Origin of the sequence: Otoolea muris (genome assembly GCF_943193115.1) — a bacterium.
GTDB classification, from domain to species: Bacteria; Bacillota; Clostridia; order Lachnospirales; family Lachnospiraceae; genus Otoolea; species Otoolea muris.
This window is the reverse complement of sequence record NZ_CALPCY010000078.1, coordinates 1-17,568: the sequence shown is the minus strand read 5'-3', so window position 1 is coordinate 17,568 and position 17,568 is coordinate 1. Positions and strand designations below refer to the sequence as shown.

Genomic DNA, 17,568 nt, shown 5'->3' with positions numbered 1-17,568 from the left:
ATCATACAGTGAAATAAAGGGAACTGATACAATTGTGTCATCCATCACACCTGAAATAGCTTCAGGTGTACCTGTAGCTATTTGATACAAAAGTAAAGACTTTTTTCAAAAAAATAATAGGGCAGGAGCAGCTAGATGACTAGCCGTCCCTGCCCTAATCTGATCTCTATTGCTTTAAGTCGTATTTTGCCATAATTCCTTGACAGTATAAACAAGTTTCCACACCGTAGAACTGACCGAATCCGTTTTCCCTATTCTATGTTCCTTTATCATATTGATGATCTGTTCCGACTTTTCCTCTGTCAACCATTCAGGGAAACTTGTTTTCTCTTTATTGACAAAAGGGTCTGCCAGATAATAAGCATAACCGAAAGCAGCCGAATCATCATTTCGGTCCAGGGCCTCATATAGATTTAAGTAGGCCATTTCTTCATTATCATATATGGTTGTTCCCTCTGCGGCTTTATCAATCATTTTCATTGATGTGCCCGTCCTCTGAGTAATATTTATGAATCTGCCAATAACTTCATATTTATATCAGCAATTATTGATTCTTTTTGTCATTTTTCAAATATCCACTCTCTGTCCTCCTCATCATATAATATTTCCGCAACATCATTTAAATGAAAATCAACTTCTGTTATATTTTTATATTTTTTGATGGTTTCTTCAACGTCTTGTTTATCGCTATCTGTTGATACAGTCAAATCATTTTTGACTAAAAAATGGTATCCAGCAGCACCACCGCTAATATAATCACAGTAATAATCGTCAAAAGAAAATTCCGCTTCGTCACATTCCTCTATAAGTTCCTCATATGTTTCTGCTTCACTGTTTGATAAAAATTGCTCTACCATATCCTCAAGCCCACCATTTTCATATCGGTAGAAACAATCAAGCCAAAAAGCCGCTTCTGTAAAAACAGCACCTTCTTTTTCATTCTCAACACCCGCACAAAAGCTGTCAGCAACACAATAGGGCTTTACATTATCTGCATCTGCTAAACGGTCGCCAATATATGTATACTTATCATCGACCTCAATATGACCTCTTACTTCATCCAGTATCTCATCAAAATAATCCATTGCATCAAAATCTTCCATAAACTAACCTCCTTAAAACATATTTGATATTATCCTACATCAATTTCTGCCACAGTACAACCAAAACTTTCAAAATCCGCCTTTTTTACCACCTGGTCTTACATCCTATTTTCAGCAGAGCTTTTCTGACTAATACAGTAGGAGTAAGATTTTTATGAGCAGTACATTTACCTTTATAGATTTATTCTGTGGAATCGGTGGGTTCCGTCTGGCTATGGAGAGCATTGGCGGAATATGCGTCTTTTCTTCCGATAAAAGCAGGAGGGCAAGGGAAACTTACTTTTCCAACTTCCACGAGGTCCCAGCCGGGAACATTACGAAAATAGAGGCTGAAGATATTCCTCCCTTTGATGTCCTCTGCGGCGGCTTTCCCTGCCAGCCGTTCTCCATGGCTGGGAAAAAGAGAGGGTTTGAGGATAAGAGAGGGCAGATGTTTTTTGAAATTGCCCGGATTGTAAAGCACCACAAACCGAAAGCGCTGTTTCTGGAAAACGTGGCCCACCTAATCCGCCATGACGGCGGAAGGACCTTCCGGGTGATTACAGAAACCTTGGACGGCTTAGGCTATGACGTCCATTATAAAGTCCTGGCAGCTTCTGACTATGGAGTGGCCCAGATCCGGAAAAGGGTCTACCTTGTCTGTTTCCGCAGGGATTTACAAGCGGAGTTTTCCTTCCCTGAACCCACTTTTGAGGATGTGGCTGTTGAGGATTTCCTGGAATCCATTGTTGACGAAAGCTATTTTCTTGATCCCGGTCTCGTTACATTCTACAAACCGGATATTGAGACAAGGACTCTGGATACATACCGTTTAGGCTATGTCGGCACACCGGGACAGGGCCGGAGGGTTTACAGTGTCAGGGCGGTATCTCCAACCTTTGTGGCAACCTCAAGAGGGCCATGCGGCGGTACGGAAGGTTACTTAATCAACGGCAGGGTCAGACGGCTGACACCGGCAGAGGTAAAACGGATTATGGGATTTCCAGAGGATTTCACTTTTCCCGTGACAGACAGCAAGGCGCTGGAGCTGCTGGGAAACAGTGTAGCGGTTCCGGTCTTAAAGCGTATCGCGGGACAGATTGCGGCAACCGGGATATTTGAGAACCAGGAGGGCTTTACCAGCGGGCAGAGCCGCTCTGTCAGCCTCCAGGACAAGCAGGAGGCGGCCTCATGACAGAAACCAATAAGATTTACCGCATGGACTGTCTGGAGGGCTTAAAACGACTGCCGGATTCCTGCGTTGACCTGATTATGACCGACCCGCCTTATCTGATTAAGGATACTCATGCCGGAGGCCGCTCACGGCTCGCCAGGAGTATTCAGCCAATCAATGACCGTTTAAAAGAAAATGACCTTGTTTCCGGCATGAACCCTCTCGTTCTCCCGGAACTGGTCCGGGTTATGAAACGGATCAACTGTTACATATGGTGCAACAAGGCCCAGATTCCCGGTTATCTGGATTTCTTTGTAGACGGATTAGGCTGCTCCTTCGATATGATTGTCTGGTGGAAAACGAATCCGCCGCCGACCTTCCACAACAAATACCTTTCTGACAAGGAATACTGTCTGTACTTCCGCAAGGGCGGCTACTGTCAGCCGGATTCCTATGAGAAGGCAAAAACCGTATACTTCCAGCCTATCAATATCTATGATAAAAAGGATTATCCGCACCCTACCATAAAACCTTTGAATATCATAAAGAATCTGATTGAAAACAGTTCCCGGCCCGGCGACCTGGTTCTTGATCCATTTTTAGGCTCCGGCACCACGGCGGCGGCCTGCCTGGAGCTTGGGCGGAACTACCTGGGATATGAGATAAACCCGGAGTATTTTGGGACTGCTGAAAAAAGGATTCTGGATACCAGGGCAGCGGAAAGAATGATTAAAAATACACAAAATCCAGAGTGAAACTTTGTGCAATATTTTATCGTTTCCAACGTGTCCATTTTCCCTGAATCTCAGCATATTAAAGGTGTCTGAAAGAATCAGATACAGAACAAACAAGGAAAGGACACAAAAAGGAAATGAATATAAATAAAAGGAAACCATTGACAAGCCTTGAGTATGCCGGGATGGAATCTCTTCTTGACCGGATTATCAATGCCTATGAGGAATACCAGGGAATCCCGGAGTATGACCGGACTCCCGCAAAAGAAGTCAGCCGGAGGGCAGAGAATGGAATGGAAATCTTTGACGGTGAATATAACTGCTACCGGATTGAGGATTTCCTGGTGAAATGTTTCTTCCCTATTGGTGATACGCTTGTCATGGCAGGGCACAGACTGACGGGAAGGGAGAAAGAAGAATGCTTTGATCCCGTTCCTGACGCTATGATTGACGTCACGGAATTTCTGGACGAAACCTACATAGACGTGGACCGGCTGCTTGAGAAGGTCAGCCAGATTGATAAATAGAAAGGACCATATGATTATGAAAAAGATTATTGAAGGAAAAACTTATAACACGGAAACAGCCTTGCTCCTGGGAGACTGGCAGAACCTTTGGAAAGGTGATTATCATTATTGCAGGGAAGAACTGTACCGCACGAAAAAGGGAACCTATTTCCTTTATGGAGAGGGTGGAGCCTTGAGCTGCTATGCAAGATATATTGGTGGTTCGGCTACTGGCGGCGCCGATTTCCAGGTTCTGTCAGACAGAGAGGCAAAGGAATGGGCAGAGAAAAAGCTGTCTGCTGAGGAATACTGTAAGATATTTGGTGAACCAGAGGAAGGGTAGAAATTTTTATTGGCTCGCCCTATCGCAAAATTGCTCCTGGCTTCGCTTATCGGGAAATGAATTTCCCTATTGACTTCACCCTGACAAAATGCTACTATGGAATTGTAATAAAAAGGGCGGCGATGTAGCTGCCGCCCACGAGATTAACGATTGCTTACGCAATCGCCACTCGACCCATCAGATGCCGGCAAGCTAGCTGATGGGTCTTTTTCTGTCTCTGCCTTATCCCGCTTTATGTAAGGTTTACACTTCTGGACTAATGAAACCAGCCCGTTAAGGCCGCCCACAATGCCCGCAAAGATACTCACAACACGGCTCAGGACTTCTAAGAAGAACATAGACCACATCCTCCTTTCTCTGGTGTTTGCACACCTGCGGCACGAACCTAAACTGCTTTAAGTCCGTCCCGAAGGTGCGCATTTCCCAAATAGGGAGTGCTGCCCGCTTTCTCTGATGTAAAACTATTATAAGCGATTTTGGGAGAGAAGGGAATACCCTGGAAGAAGAAATTTGTCGAAAATGAAAAACCCACCGGGATTTCTTCCGATGGGTTTAAAGTTAGTCAACGAAAAACACATGATCTGGTGTTGGGAAGTCGAGATTCAACCTGTCATCTTCTCCGAAGTAGGCAACACCATCCACTTGAATGTAATATACAACGTGAGCGCCAGCACCAAGTATAGCTGATTTTAGTCCAAGTGCTTTTGCTAAGGCTCGTGCTGTCATTGCTGTTTCCGCACAGTTTCCTTCCTGCATGATCAGAGTTCGATAATAGGTATATCTTGTTTTTCCAGTTGTATCTGTTCCATATTTTATTTTGGCCATTACTTTTTGAATTTCTTTGGCTCTTTCCATTTCGGTCATATTCTCAAAATCCATTCCATTTAGCCAGTTACAAAACCATTCATAAAGCGTGTTTTCAAGCATAATGCTTTCTTCATAATCTTCTTTTGAAACATAATAAGTTGTCCCATTTCTTTCAGCGATATACATCCCGTCTTGGAGAGTGGCATAATTGGAAATATCTAAATAATTATAATACTCCATTTGGTTTGTCAATCGTGCTTGTAAACTTTCACTACAGATATCCATTTTACCATTAAGATAATCAACTGGCAGTCTTAAATTCCACTCGTCAATCTTCCCTGCCAGCGGGTGAGCCGGGTCATATCCTGCATTATGATTCACTTCACCAGTAGCAGCACCTCCATGATTCGCCGCTGCTCCCTGGGTTTGGATTTCTCCCTCTACAATCCAGGCTCCGTCTGCATTTACCGTATACCCATCAGGAGTAGTAGTGTTCACCAGCATATAACCATTGTTATCAAAATAGTAGGATTCTGCTATTCCGTTATTATCTCCGTCTATCCATTTCCATCCGTTTGTGGCATAGGTTCCGTTATCATTGTACTTCCAGTTATTTCCTTCCTGCTCCCACCCGGCCAGGGCTGTCATGCTCATGGATGCTGTTAGAATCCCTGCCATAAAGACTGTTAATACTTGTTTCTTCATACATCTTCTCCTTCTTTCTGTTGATACATTATCCATTATCAGATAACAATGATCTTATTTTACTCTTGATACACCGAAATGTCAATTCTTATTATACTCGGATATTCATACATATTCAAGGCTTTTTCTTCAAATTATACTGGACATAGATTCTTATGTGAGGTGCCGCTGTATGATAAGCTATGAGCCGTTGTTTCAGACAATGAAAAAGAAAAAAATCACTTCCTATAAGCTACAGAAGGAAGGCTTTTCCCGGGCTACCTATTACAGCATTAAACAAGGCAACAGCATATCCACCAACACCGTCAATCAGTTATGCAAACTGTTAAAATGCAATGTTTCGGACATCATGGAATATATTGAGGAATAAAGAGGGCTTTCGCCCTCTTATTTGTTTGGGTTCCGGCTACTTCATATCCAGACAGTCAAACGCCAAAACCAGCGTGATGTTATCTCCATTCTTTTCAATCGAAACATGATTAGAAAGGCCAAAAAGCATCCGCATATGCCGGTCATCTTCTGCCAGGTCATACCCACACTTGTTTTGAAATGTGACTAAAATCATGGTCTCGTCCTCGTGGGATATTTCCAGGGAGGCGCTGAACGTTTCGGCAAAGTTTTTCAGCACTGGGAGGGCGGCTGTTTCAAACCAGGTTTGGGATTCTTCTATCTGATCCCGCCTGGATTCTGTCAGGATTCGCGCCGCCTCTGTCTGTAGCTGGTCAAGCTGCTTCTTTCCCATGGATTCCATTTTAACGGAAATTTCTTCCAGCATATCCCTATCTGATGAAAAGTCATAAATCCGGGAGCGCGGCCAGGGTTTGTCCGGCGGTTCCTCTTTCAAGGGCAGGGATTCCAGTTTTTCCCGTTTGGAATGAATGTCGATTGGCTCCTTTTCCTTCATAGGCAATTCTCCTTTGCTGTTGTTGTCGGTTTCACCATGGCTGATTCCTTCCCTGATTATAGCCGGTTCTTCCAGGGTCGTGAAGCCGGGAGTTTTCATAAAATTTTCAGCCAGGGTCTGTGCATATTTTTGAAGGTCTGTGAAATCTGTTTGGTTTTAAGGATTTCCCTTGCAAAGTCCGTGAAAAAGTCTTAATTTTTCCTGGATTTTATGCTATAATTCTTGTAAATCATGAGGAAACGCTACCGGGCAGGCTAAAGAAAAGATTGACAATTCTGTATTTATCATAAATTATCTGACTTTATTTTTAAAATATAATTTTCATTTTCTCTGTTTTTGCTAATTGACATTTCAGCTTAATAGTAATATGTAGAAAATATTTCAACATATTTGTTTGCATTTTTAGTTATATTGAACATATATTTTTCCTTAATGCTCTATGTTTGAAAAATATTTTAGGTATTTTACACAATTATAGACAAATTATATGTTTTGTATATTATCTGATAATTTATATATAGTTTATATATTATCAGATAATTATTTGAGGTGCCGGCATGGTAATTTTTTAGGGAAATCAAGTGTTTTTATAAAATTTCCAGCCAAAGTCTGTGAAATCTGTTTTGGATTTTGGGTTTTCGTTTTGGATGTATGGGATTTTTGATAAGAAGGTTTTTGTTCTTAGAAATTAAAAGATTTTTGTTTTTATCCATAAAGAAAGAGGTCAGTTTTAAGAAGGCGGAGGGTGAATTGATGTCTGTGGGAACTGTGGGTAACTTGGTCTTTAGTTATCCACAGTTTCCATGGACAGCAAGAGGGAGGTGCCTTCTTGGAGCGAAGCGAGTTCTTTGCTCCCTCAAAATAGATTCTGGAAGTATCTATTTTTCATGGGATGTTATAGTTCCCTCAAATACAGAGCATAAATGATTTTTATTGCTTTTTTAATCCAGTCTTGCTATATTATAAGACAAAATCCATAAGGAAAGAGGGTTCAGCCATGGAAAAGAATATCCCTGAAAAGTTCCTGCCAACTCATATTGTCGCTGCGGCTGGTGTCGTATTAAACCAAAAGGGTGAGGTTTTACTTGTCAACACTTACCAGGATTCCTGGGTCCTTCCGGGTGGTGAAGTTGAGGCGGGAGAGAATCTGATTGACGCGGTAAAACGGGAGATTTTTGAGGAATCCGGCATCTGTGTGGAAGTGGGAGAACTGTTTTGTGTTTCCTCCAATACCGGAACCTATCCCGGATATGGCGGTGTAAAGGAAGTCCCGACAAAGGTTATTTTTGATTTTATCTGTACGGAAAAATCCGGCACTCTGCGAGGCTCTGATGAAAACCCGGAATCCGCATGGGTTCCAAAAGAAAAGGTTCTGGACATGATAAAGGCTCCTTCTAGTCAGGAACGCTTCCGGGCTTTCCTGGAATATTCCGCCAGGCCCGCCTATCTGGAATACGTTACAAAGCTGGATTTTGAGCTAAAGACAAAAAGAACCTTTTAATATGGTATCCCTATGATAAAAGCACCTGGCTGGGAGGTGCTTTTGTTCTTTATGGGATGTGCTTTTATCTCTTATGGGAAATATTCTTCTGGATGCCGACTCCCTCCGCTTCTGGAATCTCCGGCGCTTTGTCCCTGGCCTGCTCTAATATCCTTTCCTGGAAATCCTCCGCGTAATGCTCCTTTAATCTCTGCTTTAGCTGGCTGTCATGCTCATTCCGTCTGCCCTGAATGATCTCCCGGATACGGTTCATATTCTCCTTGTTCTCCTTCACCAGGGTATAAAACTCCCGGTAAGCCTGGGACTGAATCTCCTTCAGATACTGAATCTGTTCCTTCTTTTTTCTGGCTGCTTCCGGTGAGGAAACCGGAGCGGTTTTGACTTCCCTCTGCCTTGACTGAATCTCATTCAGCCGGGTTTTTAAGTTCTGGATCTGGTGTTCCGTAGCCATAACCTTTTCCTCCAGTTCCTTCCGTTTCTGCTTCTGGAAAGGGTTCGTTTCCTCCCGCTGTCTCCGGTAAATGTCCAGGGATTCTTTTAACGCGCCGATTGCCCTCATGAGGTGTTCCGCTGTTTCCGCCATGGCTGCGGCTGCACGCATCTGGGCCGCCAGGCTGTCCTGCTCCTTTGCCAGACTGATTGACAGACAGAGCTGCTGGTAAGCGGCGGCTATGTGGCGGCTCCTTATGCCTTCCAGACGGGCGGCGGTGCGGTTAAGGGATTCGCTTTCCCTGCGTTCCCACTCCCGAATCCGTCCCTCCATGACCGCTAAAAATTCATTATCCCTCTGGATCTGGCGGTTCAGTTCTCCAAGTTCTGTGGGAATCCCTCGCTTCTCCGCATGAACCGCCTCAACGCCCATATGGACGGACGCTACCTTGTTGATTCCCTGGGCTTCATAGGAAAGGTGGCTGATCTGTTCCTCAATACCATTCCTTTTTAACTGTTCATTACATAGCTCCGCCCACGATTTTCTCCACTGGAACAGAGCGTCCCGGCTGTTCCACTGTGCCGTTATGGGATTCTGGATCTTCTCGGTTTTGGGCTGTTTGGAGACACGGGTGAATCCTTTCTTTTCCGCCGCCTCTTTTGTCAGCCACACCTTTTTCCTGCCTATTTTGTACTGGTATTGCTTCTGCCATCCCTCTGTTTCTGCCTGCTTAATCTCTGATGCCAGAACAGAGCGTTCCTCATTATTTTTTCTGCAAAGGTAAGCGGTCTGGGATTTTGCCTGCCACTGGCCCTGCCTATCAAGAGGGCGCATGGTGAGCATGATGTGGACGTGAGGGTTTCTGAAAATCATTTTGTCCTTGTCCTGTGTAGGATTCCCGGCCTTGTCTACCGGGCGGTTCCGGCTGTCAGTGACGGGCGGGTTATGGACCGCAAAGTCGGCGCACATTCCAGCGGAAACAAAGTTCTTTTCTATGAAATCCCTTATGAGGGAGAGACGTTCAGCCTGGTTCAGTTCTTTGGGAAGGGCGGTTTCTATTTCCCTGGCAAGCTGGGCGGAGCCGGATTTTTCCGCCTTCTCCACTGCGTTCCATAGGGCTGATCTGTTTTTAAATTCCTCCGGCGCGTGTTCCGGCAGAAGGATTTCCGTGTGTTCTATCCAGCCTTTCCGGCTGTAGTCGTGGGTCAGCCCGTCCCAGTGGTTTGTGAGGGTATCGCCGCTCCGGTAGGCGGCTGCGGCAACGGCGGAGCGTCCGCTGTTCCTGCCTATGATTTTCACGGAAAGATGGTAAATTGCCATGGCTGGCTTCAACTCCTTTGTGGTTTGTGTGGCTTCTGGTTTTGGGTCTTTGGGCTTGTGGTTTTGTCCCTATGGTTTTCGCCCTCTGCAGGAGCCTTCGGAGAACGCACACCTGGCCCGGAGGGTCAGGTATAAGTGCGCCCTTTCCAGTAAAATGGAGAAGGGATTTACTGTCCCAACTCCGATATAAAAGTGATGGTTGCAGGTGATAGGACAGCGAAATAGACAATCTTCTCTATTTCCTGATTTGTGAAACGGTCAGCCGGTTTGACCTCATTGATTGCACTTTCCAGGATAGCGCCTCTCTCAATGAGCCGGTGCGCCCTGGCTTTGCGTTCCTTTAATTTTGCCCGTTTCCGGGCTGCTTCTTCCCTATGCTTTAACTGTAGTTCTTCTAATTCTGTCATGTGTTACCTCCTTCGTCTGTGGGTATCAGGTAAAGCTGGTATCTCCGGTTCCCGGTCAGCTATTTCTAAAGAAATATCAGGATTGCCGGTATCCCTTGAAATCTCCGGTCCTTCTATGGAATGTTCCCGGATGTGTTTTAAAATCGCCTGGTCCAGCTTCTCAATCAGGCTGTGGGCGGTCTTTTGGATTGTGGAGAGGGAGCTTTTCAGTTCCGGCAGTTCCTTACTGCTGCTCCATGTCGCCAGATAAGGAAAACTGTAACTTGATGTATCCAGTCCCAGGTGACAGCAGACAATAAAAGCGATGCTTTCGGCCTCCGTCTCCATGGTTGCGGAATCCTTTAAATTGTTTGTCCCGCTATGCAAAATACTGTGTGCCGTTTCATGGAATCCGGTTTTCACCGTCTGCAATTCACTCATGCCGGACTTAATCACAATCTCATTTAATAGAGGGCTGAAATATCCTTTCTTCGATTCCTCCCAGGATTCAAACCGGATGGGAGCCGGCGCTGTTTCTTTTAAGGAATCCATAATGATTCCATAATCCGTCACTTGTCCATTCAGTTCCTCTGCCATAACCGGGAGAGGCTTTCCCTCCGTCTGGCTGATGTCAAAAATCGTGGTGGGATAGAAGGTAAGGTACTCAATCTCTTTTGGCACCTTCACCGGGTTCCCGTCCTGGTCCAGCACCGGCTTCCTGGTGTCCTTGTCAATCTTATCCATATATTTTGTGAATCTCTTTTTGCTGGGCGCAAGAATGGAAATGCCGTGTTCTCCCTTCTTCACATTCCGCTCCATGCCCTGCCAGGTTTTGTATCCTGCCAGGAGACGGGCATCCGGCTTCTGTAACAAAATCAACATGGTATTGTTATAGCTGTAGCCATGGAACCGGGACATGACTTTTAAATAGTCTTTGTACTTTTGAGAGGAAAAGACTTCCTTGATCCCGGCCTCCAGCTTGTCCGTCAGTTCTTTTAATTTATCTTCCGGGTTTTTCTTCTGTACGGCTGTGTACCTCTTTTGTGTCATGGAATCCCTCCGGCCTTATGCCTGGCTTAAAGGAAGGACAGACGGAAATCTCTATCCCTGCCTCCGCTCTGCCCGATAACTGTATGTAGTTTCTGTATGCTTCTATAAAATCTAATTTTCTCTGTAAATTCATAGTATCTGCTCCTTCCCTGGTTATCTCTTGCGGTGCATGGCTGCCAGTCCCGGCAGTTCCCTTTCCAGGGTTTCCGTCTGTCCTGCCAGGGTTAAGGCATGCCCGTCAAACTCATAAACGTTATCGGAAAGACGCTCCTCAATGGGAACCTCCTGCCGGTCGATCCGGTATACCATGTCCCTTAATTCCTCCGCCTTTGCTCCGGTTGATTTTGGGACAATCAACACCTCATGGACGGAAGAAGGAAGGATATAAAAGCCTTCTCCCAGATCCCGCCCGGCCTTCCTCATAACGGAAGGGTCCGCAACCAGGGCGGCTCCGTCAATCCCTCCGTTTACGTTCAGGACATAAAACGGGATGTCCGGGAGCTGGTCCCTCATTTCCTCTGTCAGTTCCTCCGACATCCCTCCCTGGACCGCACGGGCAATCAGAGCGTCCTTCATGGTCCGCAGGCGGGCCTGCATAGCCATGTTGCCTTTGGCGGTCCTTAGCAGTTCTTCCTTTGTCATCTGGAGGTGGGCAAGCAGCGGATTCGTTACTTTTGCCGAATACCCGCCGCCAAAATCCCACTTTGCGTAAAGGGCAAGGTCCGCCACCCGCTCATGAGGGACGTCCTTCAGCCATTCCCGGTTTCCTTCATAGCTGACTATTGCCGACCTCAAATAGTGCGGCGCATTGTCATGGTTCAGTTCCATGATGCGGTTTTTCGTAATCCGCTGGGACTCCAGCCCGTCCTTTATGTAGAAAACAATTTCCTCTACGGAAACACCGTTCTGGAAATCCCGGTAGAACTGGCTGGGATAAACGGCAGGGCTTATGGGCTGCCCTTCAAACCGGATGGAAATCCCTTCCTGGACCGTGTTGTTTTTGGGTACGTCCACCCTCTCCAGGCTGGCTCCCTCCGGCTTCATGGCTTTCTCCAACTCGGTATAGAGTTCTTCAAAAAAATGGTTCTGTTCCTCTGTGTATGTCATATCTTACCTCGCAAATTGTCTGTTATAGCTGCTGACCTTTTCAGCCAGCTTCTTTATTGTTTCGTCTAAAAAGTAATAGCACTTTTTCACCCTCAAATACCCAGTGCCGGAGATAATCAGAATCACTTCCTTCTTCTTTGTGAGGGTGATTAAGTCGTTTGTCTCCACAATGTCCTTATCCTCATAAGAATAACTTTTGTGCCGGTTCTTCCCTCCATTGAGGGTTTCCTTTTTATCCCGGTACTTCCCTGCCCAGGCGGTTACGGATTTACTGCTGTCCGGGTCACTGGATTCGCAAATGACTTTTAACCGGCAGTTGTCCGTCAGAACCCTGGCTTCTTCCTTAGAGTAATTGACCTCGATCTGTGCCAGGGACTGGAAGGCCAGCATGACCATGACCTTTTTGCTTTTTAAAGTGGCAAGGGCGTTAAAGATTCCCTCCACACGTCCAATCCGGGCGAACTCATCCAGAATCAAAAGCAAGGGTTTTTCCTCTTTCTCTGACCGGCGCTCCAGCTCTTTCAGCGTCTGGACTGTGCACAGCCTCATAACTGCTTTATAAGATTCCAGCATATGCTCCGGTATGGCAAGGAACACGGATTTATCCTCCCGGAATGAGTATGGGCTGGCTTTCTGGAAGTTGTCACGGAAACAGAATTTTATGTCGCTTTTAGAGAAAACAGAAAGGGAAGTAGTCATTTCCACCATACAGTCCTCCACGCTCTCCGCATCCTTGCCCGCAAACTTCGCCAGGTATTTATAGCAGAGGTCAGAGGGTTCACTGTCTTTAACGATTTCGGCAATCAGGGATTTCATTTCCGATTCCAGGATTTTATTGACAGAATCAATGAACGTTTCTCCCTGCTGAAAGTAATAAACTAAAAGCCCGGTAAACATGGACCTTGCGTTCTCCACAAAAAAGGAATCCCTGGGATTGGTGCTGATAATGAGGGCCTGGGCGATTTCCTCAATGGCTTCTATGATAAGATCGTCATCTGGATTATTGTGGAGCCGGTAGTAAACGTCCCAGCCAAATGAGGAACGGTCCGCAGGGTCAACCACAAGGACATGTTCCGAGAGGGCATAGGTTGCCTTCTCGTGGAGTTCTCCTTTAATGTCAATCACAAAACAGTTGAAAGCGTTTTTCCCGCTGGCAAAGTTACAAAGCAGGGAATCCAAAAGGACCGTTGAACTTTTCCCGGAACCAGTGCCTCCAATAATACAAGCGTGGTAAATGTCCTTAAGAGGAAACCGGACATAACGGTTTTTGTATTTCCCTAAAATGATTCCCTCCGGCTTCCTGGAAAGAAGTTCAGCCGGTACTTTCGGGTACATGGCGGAACGCTTCAGCGGTGATTCCTTTTTTAGCCCGGTTTCCGGTATGAGACCGTCACCGATGTTAATTTCGGAAAAAGGCTTTCCCTCACATACCACGCTCCAAAAGTTATTGAATATAGCCCAGGCGGCCACAGCGGCACACAAGATAAGGATATGTTTTGCTTCTACGTTTGGAAACGTCCTTCTGGTGATAAAATACAGAATTGGAGCCAGCCAAAGGCCGGTAAATCCAAGGAAGTTATAGATCCACTGAATCGCTCTTTTCATGGTGCGGCTCCTCCTCTGGAATCTCTGCCAGAAATTTGTACTTCTGGTATTCGTCCAGTTCACACTGGATCTGATCCATTTCTCTTTCTGTGAGGATATAAAAACATAAGAATTTACGCATAAGGGATGCCTCCTTTGTAAGTTTGATTCCTTACCTATAGTATGTCAGAAGGGTGGGAGAAAAAGGGTTAAAAAGGAGTTCCTACCCTTATACATTACCTGGAATCTATGACCTTATGGAACGTAACCTTATGGATTGCCTTTGGGAGTTTCCTTATGAAACAGATACCTTGTGAATGGTATCCTTTTGGGTTCTTTATGAGTGGTTTTCCTTATGTACCTTATGGAGTGTAACCCAATGTTGCCTTATGAATGATTCTCCTTGTGTACCTTATGGAACGGCTGCCCTATGTTACCTTATGGGATACTTTCCTTTTGCGCCTTATGATACGGCTGCCCTATGTTACCTTATGGGATACTTTCCTTTTGCGCCTTATGATACGGCTGCCCACTGTGATCCCTATGAAACAGTTTTCCTCATGTCCTTATGGTAAGGATTCCCTATGGCTTTATGGAACGTTTAAGAGCCTTTTGATTTCCTGGTGCTGCGGAGCCTTTTGAATCATAGTAAGGAAAAAACGGGATTGTGTGCTGCATTTCTGATTCATGGAAAGCTGTAGGTGTGATTTTCATTTACCTTGATTCACTGGGAATCACGAAGTGATCTTTATGACAAAACCAGGCGAAACGGTGTAACGGTTTTCTGTATGAGGATTCTTAAGGATTCCATTTCATAGGGCTTTCATATAAGGTTTTTATCCATTGGGTTTTCGTTTCATAGGGAAGTGCTTCATAAGAGAGCATTCATTAGGTTTCCATTCATAAGGGATTTATCACAAGGTTTTTAATCATTGGGATTTCGGTTCACAAGGATTGTTCCATAAGGGATAGAATCATTGGGATTTCACAAGGTAATCCATTCATAAGGTGATTCAGAAGTAATCAGAATAAAAGAGTTCATAAGGATTTCATGAGATAAAGAGGTGCTGTGCTTAGGGTGCAAATGTCCTTAGCCAGCAGAAGCATAAGTCCATAAAAGCGGCTGTTACAAGCGGCGTTGTTCTGTCCTGCCGCATGAGCATTACTGCTCCCGCAATCATGTCCCGCCGCGCACGCAGCCGATACGCGGCCCAGAACCGGACCTTACCTTTTACTTTTAATCCCGCGGGTCCCGTCTCCGGTTTTTAACCCGCGGCTACATTTCTGTATGTCGGTACAAGGGCATAGATGTACCTAGACAATGGCTGTAAAACCTTTGCCACATGACACGGGCCGGTATCGTGCAGGGACCTTCTATGCCGGGTCTCCTGACCTGCACTGGCCGACTGGCCGGGAGCTGCTTTCTTTAATGGTGCTCACCCACGAATTACTGTTTATACTGTCACGTTACCCAGATAGCCGTATGACCGGGCTGCCCTCTGTCATACAACACTCCCATGTGGCGGCATGGGCACGCCTGACTGTCTCCCTTTTCATGGCTCCGTCCGTCAGCGACCGGCCATAGGTATTCAGTTGTCTGCTGCCGCCAAAACTCTCCAAAATGCGGCACACCTTCCAGGAAAGGTTTTTCCTCTAAAGTCAGTATGTAAGACCTGATCCGGTTGGGACGGAAATTTTCTCCTTAATCTATAAATTTTTTATAAACTGCCGATTGAAAAAGTTTATATTTTCTTTATAATTTCTCATTCGCCAAAAAGCCCAAAACTTACATACTGTTTACAGACTATAAAACGTAAGAAAGGGACAGGAACCATATGAGTTATGAGAGGATAGGAGAAGATTTAAAGAGAAAAGCGAAAGAGGCCGATTTAGTCAGCTACTTAAAGGCAAGGCATCCAAGGAGCGTGAGGTTTTCGGACCACCCGGACAAGCCCGGCTTTGTCTGCTGGCGGAGCGTGGAGCATGACAGCCTTACCTTTTACCGGAAGGAGGAACGGGACGGAAGATCCATTTATAAATACACCCGCCACTCCACGGACGAAACGGATGACGGGATTGGCTATCTGGTGCGTTATGAGGGATATTCCTTTATAAATGCGATTAAGGCTCTGGCGGCCTTTGAGGGATAAAGATACATAAATCAGGAGATATGAAAAGCCGGGATGCGCTCCCGGCTTTTGTCATGTTTTATCAGGATTTTAAAGGCTCCATTCAATTTCATAGGCTCCGTCTGAATGGAGGGTGATTTTATCAATCAGAAGTTTTACAAGTTCCTTTTTCTGTTCCATAAGGAGCAGCCCATACTCAATATGCTCCTGCGGCCCGTGGTAAAAATTCAGTTCGGAATTGTTTTCCAGGTTCACTTTGAGGAAGTCCACCGCGGACGTGTTCATCTGCACCTTTAACTCAATCCCGTTGATTTCTGTCTGCCTTTCCTCAATAGCTGCCTGGAGTACCTCGGCGGTAAGCCCTCCTTTTGCCGCCAGGGCGATCAGGTTGTCCAGTTCTTTTTTTAATTCCTCCTTCCGGGTTTCCAGTTTCCGGTTTTCTTCCTGCTTCTGCCGTTCCCTGCCCTCAATGGAATCCAGGTATCCCTGAATCTCCCTGCCTATCTGCTCCTGGAGGGTTTCAAAATTCACTTTCCGGTAGCTTTCACCGCATATTTTGTGGGTGGCTCTTCCCGGGCAGCTTAAGTATGGCCTCATGTTGGTGCTCTGGCTGTAGGATTTGATTGTATGGCCGCAACTGGCGCATTTCAGTTTTCCGGCTAATTCTTCCAGGGCTGAGGGAGAATTGGCGCGTTTGAACTGCTCGTTCTTTTTTAGGCGGCTCTGGACGGATATGTATAAGTGGCTTGGAACAATGCCGGGAATGTTGGTGAGGTAAACCGACTGTTCTTTCATGTCCTCATATTTGCTCAGGGAGGAATTTCCTTTCTTCTTCGCCACGATACAGCAGGAAGTGGAACCATCCCATTCCTCCTGCTCATTAAGGAACTTAATCTTTTTTGTCTGGAAATATTTATATAATTTCTGGTCAGCCTGGACATAGACCGGGTTCTGCATGATCCGGGAGAGGGTGCAGGATACAAACTTTCCTCCCTTGCGTGTCCGGTAGCCCTGGTTATACAGCCAGGTACAGAGGGAGGCAAGGGAGAGGTGGGCGGTTCCGTCATACAAGGAGAAAGCAGCCCTTACAAGGTTCAGTTCCTCCGGGACCGGCTTCAGGGTGGGAACGTTGTTCTCCGTCCTCGCGTTTTTATATCCGTAAGGCGCCGGCCCTCCGGCCCACCTGCCGTCTGTAATCCGGTAGTAGTAGTTGTCCTTGACTCTCTGCTGGATGGTTTCCCGTTCCATTTGTGCGAACACGGCGATAATCTGCATCATGGCCCTTCCCATGACGCTTGAGGTGTCAAATTTCTCATTGACAGAGACAAACTCGGTGCCGTATGCCTCCATGGTCTGGTAAAGCTGGTTGAAGTCCACAATGTTACGGCTGATCCGGTCCAGCTTGTAAACGTACACGGTGGAGATCCGCCCGGCCCGGATTGCCTCAAACAGCCGTTTCAGATCCGGCCTCTCCGTGTTCTTGCCGGAAAATCCCTTGTCCTGGAATACCAGCGGCTCCTGGGTTTTGGCAAGGGCCCTGCACTGCTCAATCTGGGCTTCAATGGAAACACTGTCTTTCTTGTCTACGGACTGTCTGGCATAAATGGCTTCTTGTCTCATGGTATATAACCTCCTACATAAGTGGCGATATAATCATAACTCTTTTGGCGGGATATGCCAACCATGATTATATCTGGATTTGAAAATCTTTACTTATGTATCAATTATATAGGTATATCGTTGCCAAACAAATCATAAATCATCGCAGTGCGAAGATCAGCAGCATCTAATTTAGTACCATCATTC

The 17,568-nt window shown here is 45.8% G+C and carries 18 protein-coding genes; 7 read left to right on the top strand and 11 right to left on the bottom strand.

Going from position 1 to position 17,568, the window contains the following annotated elements; all coding sequences use genetic code 11:
- Nucleotides 1-174: 174 nt before the first annotated feature.
- Together NFS31_RS24495 and NFS31_RS24490 are read right to left on the bottom strand one after the other, a co-directional pair.
- Nucleotides 175-480 carry a hypothetical protein gene (locus NFS31_RS24495; RefSeq protein WP_251501080.1) on the bottom strand — a complete coding sequence of 102 codons (306 nt, stop codon included), beginning with the start codon at nt 478-480 and terminating at the stop codon, nt 175-177.
- Between the two features lie 80 nt (nt 481-560).
- Nucleotides 561-1,103 (bottom strand): hypothetical protein, encoded by a 543-nt coding sequence (locus NFS31_RS24490; RefSeq protein WP_120425594.1) that lies wholly within the window; start codon nt 1,101-1,103, stop codon nt 561-563.
- A gap of 154 nt (nt 1,104-1,257) precedes the next feature.
- Between NFS31_RS24490 and NFS31_RS24485 the strand changes: the two genes are divergently transcribed.
- The 4 genes from NFS31_RS24485 to NFS31_RS24470 all read left to right on the top strand — a co-directional run bounded on the left by NFS31_RS24485 (nt 1,258) and on the right by NFS31_RS24470 (nt 3,839).
- Nucleotides 1,258-2,277, top strand: coding sequence for a DNA cytosine methyltransferase (locus NFS31_RS24485; RefSeq protein ID WP_251501078.1), 1,020 nt, complete (start codon nt 1,258-1,260; stop codon nt 2,275-2,277).
- A complete protein-coding gene (locus tag NFS31_RS24480) occupies nt 2,274-3,011 on the top strand; it encodes a DNA-methyltransferase (protein WP_251501075.1) in 738 nt (245 codons plus the stop codon). Before NFS31_RS24485 ends, NFS31_RS24480 begins: the two co-directional genes overlap by 4 nt.
- A gap of 116 nt (nt 3,012-3,127) precedes the next feature.
- The gene (locus NFS31_RS24475) at nt 3,128-3,517 is read left to right on the top strand and encodes a hypothetical protein (protein ID WP_251501073.1); all 390 of its coding nucleotides are present in this window, start codon (nt 3,128-3,130) and stop codon (nt 3,515-3,517) included.
- Nucleotides 3,518-3,533: 16 nt separating this feature from the next.
- A complete protein-coding gene (locus NFS31_RS24470) occupies nt 3,534-3,839 on the top strand; it encodes a hypothetical protein (protein WP_251501071.1) in 306 nt (101 codons plus the stop codon).
- A gap of 558 nt (nt 3,840-4,397) precedes the next feature.
- On the opposite strand, the gene NFS31_RS24465 is transcribed toward NFS31_RS24470, so the two are convergent.
- Nucleotides 4,398-5,351, bottom strand: coding sequence for a transglutaminase-like domain-containing protein (locus NFS31_RS24465; RefSeq protein WP_251501069.1), 954 nt, complete (start codon nt 5,349-5,351; stop codon nt 4,398-4,400).
- Between the two features lie 172 nt (nt 5,352-5,523).
- Between NFS31_RS24465 and NFS31_RS24460 the strand changes: the two genes are divergently transcribed.
- Nucleotides 5,524-5,721 carry a helix-turn-helix domain-containing protein gene (locus NFS31_RS24460; RefSeq protein WP_120421283.1) on the top strand — a complete coding sequence of 66 codons (198 nt, stop codon included), beginning with the start codon at nt 5,524-5,526 and terminating at the stop codon, nt 5,719-5,721.
- A 36-nt stretch (nt 5,722-5,757) separates the two neighbouring features.
- Here NFS31_RS24460 and NFS31_RS24455 read toward each other — a convergent pair whose 3' ends face one another.
- Complete coding sequence (locus NFS31_RS24455) at nt 5,758-6,255, bottom strand: hypothetical protein (RefSeq protein ID WP_251501066.1); 498 nt, start codon at nt 6,253-6,255, stop codon at nt 5,758-5,760.
- 997 nt (nt 6,256-7,252) lie between these two features.
- Here NFS31_RS24455 and NFS31_RS24450 point away from each other — a divergent pair.
- Nucleotides 7,253-7,756, top strand: coding sequence for an NUDIX hydrolase (locus NFS31_RS24450; protein ID WP_251501064.1), 504 nt, complete (start codon nt 7,253-7,255; stop codon nt 7,754-7,756).
- 64 nt (nt 7,757-7,820) lie between these two features.
- Here the strand turns inward: NFS31_RS24450 and mobQ are convergent, their stop codons facing one another.
- The 6 genes from mobQ to NFS31_RS24420 all read right to left on the bottom strand — a co-directional run bounded on the left by mobQ (nt 7,821) and on the right by NFS31_RS24420 (nt 13,775).
- Entirely contained in the window at nt 7,821-9,506 is a 1,686-nt protein-coding gene (gene mobQ, locus NFS31_RS24445) for a MobQ family relaxase (protein WP_251501062.1), read from the bottom strand.
- Nucleotides 9,507-9,673: 167 nt separating this feature from the next.
- On the bottom strand, nt 9,674-9,913 hold the full coding sequence (locus NFS31_RS24440) for a DUF3847 domain-containing protein (protein WP_251501060.1): 240 nt from the start codon (nt 9,911-9,913) through the stop codon (nt 9,674-9,676).
- A gap of 3 nt (nt 9,914-9,916) precedes the next feature.
- Nucleotides 9,917-10,942 (bottom strand): ArdC-like ssDNA-binding domain-containing protein, encoded by a 1,026-nt coding sequence (locus tag NFS31_RS24435; RefSeq protein WP_251501058.1) that lies wholly within the window; start codon nt 10,940-10,942, stop codon nt 9,917-9,919.
- A gap of 153 nt (nt 10,943-11,095) precedes the next feature.
- Nucleotides 11,096-12,049, bottom strand: a complete 954-nt coding sequence (locus tag NFS31_RS24430; RefSeq protein ID WP_251501055.1) for a DUF5688 family protein — start codon at nt 12,047-12,049, stop codon at nt 11,096-11,098.
- 3 nt (nt 12,050-12,052) lie between these two features.
- Entirely contained in the window at nt 12,053-13,654 is a 1,602-nt protein-coding gene (locus NFS31_RS24425; protein WP_251501054.1) for a type IV secretory system conjugative DNA transfer family protein, read from the bottom strand.
- Nucleotides 13,626-13,775, bottom strand: coding sequence for a hypothetical protein (locus NFS31_RS24420; RefSeq protein ID WP_251501053.1), 150 nt, complete (start codon nt 13,773-13,775; stop codon nt 13,626-13,628). The genes NFS31_RS24425 and NFS31_RS24420 overlap by 29 nt, the downstream gene beginning before the upstream one ends.
- Nucleotides 13,776-15,468: 1,693 nt before the next feature.
- Between NFS31_RS24420 and NFS31_RS24415 the strand changes: the two genes are divergently transcribed.
- Entirely contained in the window at nt 15,469-15,783 is a 315-nt protein-coding gene (locus tag NFS31_RS24415) for a hypothetical protein (protein WP_120421298.1), read from the top strand.
- Between the two features lie 69 nt (nt 15,784-15,852).
- On the opposite strand, the gene NFS31_RS24410 is transcribed toward NFS31_RS24415, so the two are convergent.
- On the bottom strand, nt 15,853-17,382 hold the full coding sequence (locus NFS31_RS24410; protein ID WP_251501052.1) for a recombinase family protein: 1,530 nt from the start codon (nt 17,380-17,382) through the stop codon (nt 15,853-15,855).
- Nucleotides 17,383-17,568 lie beyond the last annotated feature (186 nt).

Bases quoted from the DNA above. Each gene is read 5' to 3' on its own strand.
- NFS31_RS24435 (WP_251501058.1), bottom strand. From the start codon at position 10,942: ATGACACAAAAGAGGTACACAGCCGTACAGAAGAAAAACCCGGAAGAT.
- NFS31_RS24480 (WP_251501075.1), top strand. From the start codon at position 2,274: ATGACAGAAACCAATAAGATTTACCGCATGGACTGTCTGGAGGGCTTA.
- NFS31_RS24455 (WP_251501066.1), bottom strand. From the start codon at position 6,255: ATGAAGGAAAAGGAGCCAATCGACATTCATTCCAAACGGGAAAAACTG.
- NFS31_RS24485 (WP_251501078.1), top strand. From the start codon at position 1,258: ATGAGCAGTACATTTACCTTTATAGATTTATTCTGTGGAATCGGTGGG.
- NFS31_RS24410 (WP_251501052.1), bottom strand. From the start codon at position 17,382: ATGAGACAAGAAGCCATTTATGCCAGACAGTCCGTAGACAAGAAAGAC.
- NFS31_RS24440 (WP_251501060.1), bottom strand. From the start codon at position 9,913: ATGACAGAATTAGAAGAACTACAGTTAAAGCATAGGGAAGAAGCAGCC.
- NFS31_RS24420 (WP_251501053.1), bottom strand. From the start codon at position 13,775: ATGCGTAAATTCTTATGTTTTTATATCCTCACAGAAAGAGAAATGGAT.
- NFS31_RS24450 (WP_251501064.1), top strand. From the start codon at position 7,253: ATGGAAAAGAATATCCCTGAAAAGTTCCTGCCAACTCATATTGTCGCT.
- NFS31_RS24475 (WP_251501073.1), top strand. From the start codon at position 3,128: ATGAATATAAATAAAAGGAAACCATTGACAAGCCTTGAGTATGCCGGG.
- mobQ (WP_251501062.1), bottom strand. From the start codon at position 9,506: ATGGCAATTTACCATCTTTCCGTGAAAATCATAGGCAGGAACAGCGGA.
- NFS31_RS24465 (WP_251501069.1), bottom strand. From the start codon at position 5,351: ATGAAGAAACAAGTATTAACAGTCTTTATGGCAGGGATTCTAACAGCA.
- NFS31_RS24430 (WP_251501055.1), bottom strand. From the start codon at position 12,049: ATGACATACACAGAGGAACAGAACCATTTTTTTGAAGAACTCTATACC.
- NFS31_RS24470 (WP_251501071.1), top strand. From the start codon at position 3,534: ATGAAAAAGATTATTGAAGGAAAAACTTATAACACGGAAACAGCCTTG.
- NFS31_RS24460 (WP_120421283.1), top strand. From the start codon at position 5,524: ATGATAAGCTATGAGCCGTTGTTTCAGACAATGAAAAAGAAAAAAATC.
- NFS31_RS24490 (WP_120425594.1), bottom strand. From the start codon at position 1,103: ATGGAAGATTTTGATGCAATGGATTATTTTGATGAGATACTGGATGAA.
- NFS31_RS24415 (WP_120421298.1), top strand. From the start codon at position 15,469: ATGAGTTATGAGAGGATAGGAGAAGATTTAAAGAGAAAAGCGAAAGAG.
- NFS31_RS24495 (WP_251501080.1), bottom strand. From the start codon at position 480: ATGAAAATGATTGATAAAGCCGCAGAGGGAACAACCATATATGATAAT.
- NFS31_RS24425 (WP_251501054.1), bottom strand. From the start codon at position 13,654: ATGAAAAGAGCGATTCAGTGGATCTATAACTTCCTTGGATTTACCGGC.